The 1,640-nt window shown below is 69.2% G+C and carries 2 protein-coding genes; one reads left to right on the top strand and one right to left on the bottom strand.

Annotated features, from left to right (window positions below; translation table 11 throughout):
* Positions 1 to 269: 269 nt before the first annotated feature.
* Complete coding sequence (locus AC5WRT_RS38810; protein ID WP_496101090.1) at positions 270 to 1,061, top strand: IS5 family transposase; 792 nt, start codon at positions 270 to 272, stop codon at positions 1,059 to 1,061.
* On the opposite strand, the gene AC5WRT_RS38805 is transcribed toward AC5WRT_RS38810, so the two are convergent.
* On the bottom strand, positions 1,018 to 1,527 hold the full coding sequence (locus AC5WRT_RS38805) for a hypothetical protein (RefSeq protein WP_496098907.1): 510 nt from the start codon (positions 1,525 to 1,527) through the stop codon (positions 1,018 to 1,020). The genes AC5WRT_RS38810 and AC5WRT_RS38805 overlap by 44 nt on opposite strands.
* Positions 1,528 to 1,640 lie beyond the last annotated feature (113 nt).

Genomic DNA, 1,640 nt, shown 5'->3' with positions numbered 1-1,640 from the left:
AGAGGCTGTTGTCTTTCCGATCTTGAGCGGTGGTAGTCGAACGCGGCTTCCCGGTCGGGTGATCCTGGTCGGGCGAGAGCATGAAGACGGGGCCTCCTGAACAGCTCGTGGGTGTCGAATCCAAAGAGCACCAGGAGGCCCCTGTGCTGCAGTCTTCCGTGCCGATGGCCGGGCAGTCCAACTCGGCTGCTCCATCGTGTGATTGCCTCGCGCACGTGTACGGCAACGCGGCCGACCGGCCCGAGCGGCAGCGCCGGTATCCGACGGATATGACGGATACGGAGTGGGCGGCAATCCGGCCGCTGCTGCCGGTACCGGGCTGGATGCACGGTCGGGGCGGCCGGCCCGAGGGGTACTGCCACCGGGCGATACTTGATGCGGTCCGGTATCTCGTGGACAACGGGATCAAGTGGCGGGCGATGCCCGCCGACTTCCCGCCGTGGGACCGGGTCTATGCCTTCTTCCGCCGCTGGCGCGAGAACGCCCTGATCAAAGAGTTCCACGACCGGCTGCGCGCGCGGGTTCGCGAGAAGCTGGGCCGGGACGCGGAGCCGACGGCCGGGGTGATCGACTCCCAGTCCATCAAGGCGGATGCCGTCGTCGGCGTGGACAGCCGCGGCTTCGACGGCGGCAAACTGGTCAACGGCCGCAAGCGGCACGTCGTGGTCGACACCCTCGGCCTGCTCCTGGGCGTGATGGTCACCCCCGCGGATGTCGGCGACCGCACCGCCGCCCAGGTCCTGCTCGCGCAGGTGGCCGACGCTCACCACCGCCTGGCCCTCGTCTGGGCCGATGGCGGCTACACCGGCGGCCTCGTCGAGCACTGCCTGGCCACGTTCGCCCTGGTCCTGGCGATCGTCAAACGCAGCGACGACAGGCGCGGCTTCGTGGTCCTGCCCAAACGGTGGATCGTCGAGCGCCTCTTCGCCCACCTGATGCAAAGCCGCCGCCTGGTCCGCGACTTCGAACGCCGCACCACCAGCGCCGAGGCGATGGTCTACTGGTCGATGACCCTGCTCATGACCCGCCGACTGGCCCGGCCACACCCGCAGCGAGGGTGAACCGGCCCGGCTGCTGCTCGGCCAGCCAGCCGCGGGCGACCAGGCGTTTCGCCTTCGCCCGCAGCGCCTCCACCCGCGCCGGCGCCACCTCCATGCCGAAGCTCGCAGCCATTTCCTGGCAGGTCATCGGCCCCTGCCCGAGCCGGGACCGGTCCGCGAGTGTCTTGAAGATGCGCTGGTAGTCGACCGGCAGCGCCGACCATGCAAGCCCTTCGCGCCACACCGGCACCTGCGATTTCTGCTTCACCGCGACCGTCACCGGCGAAGGAGCCTCGCCCGCAGTCCCAGCGTCGGCCGGCGCGGACAGCAGCACTCCGACCCGCCGGCGGGCGATCGTCCACTCCTGCCATTCCTCCTCCGCTGCGGCCAGCTCGGCCTGAATGCGGTCGGCTTCCTCACGCAGTCCATCCACCCGACGGCGAGCGGCGAGCTCGTGCTGTTCCAGCAGTCCGACCACCGACGGCATCCGCGACCTCCACAGGAGCGACGACACGATGAGCCACCACTCCCACACTGCCACCATCCCTACACCTGACCAGCGGAAACGCTTTCCTCAAGCTCGGAAAGACAACAGCCTCT

It is taken from the genome of Streptomyces sp. NTD91 (assembly GCF_059510455.1).
The sequence above is the reverse complement of the archived record's forward strand: the minus strand, read 5'-3'. Positions and strand labels throughout refer to the sequence as shown.

Excerpts from the sequence above, each read along its gene's own strand:
- AC5WRT_RS38810 (WP_496101090.1), top strand. The coding sequence starts at position 270 with ATGACGGATACGGAGTGGGCGGCAATCCGGCCGCTGCTGCCGGTACCG.
- AC5WRT_RS38805 (WP_496098907.1), bottom strand. The coding sequence starts at position 1,527 with ATGCCGTCGGTGGTCGGACTGCTGGAACAGCACGAGCTCGCCGCTCGC.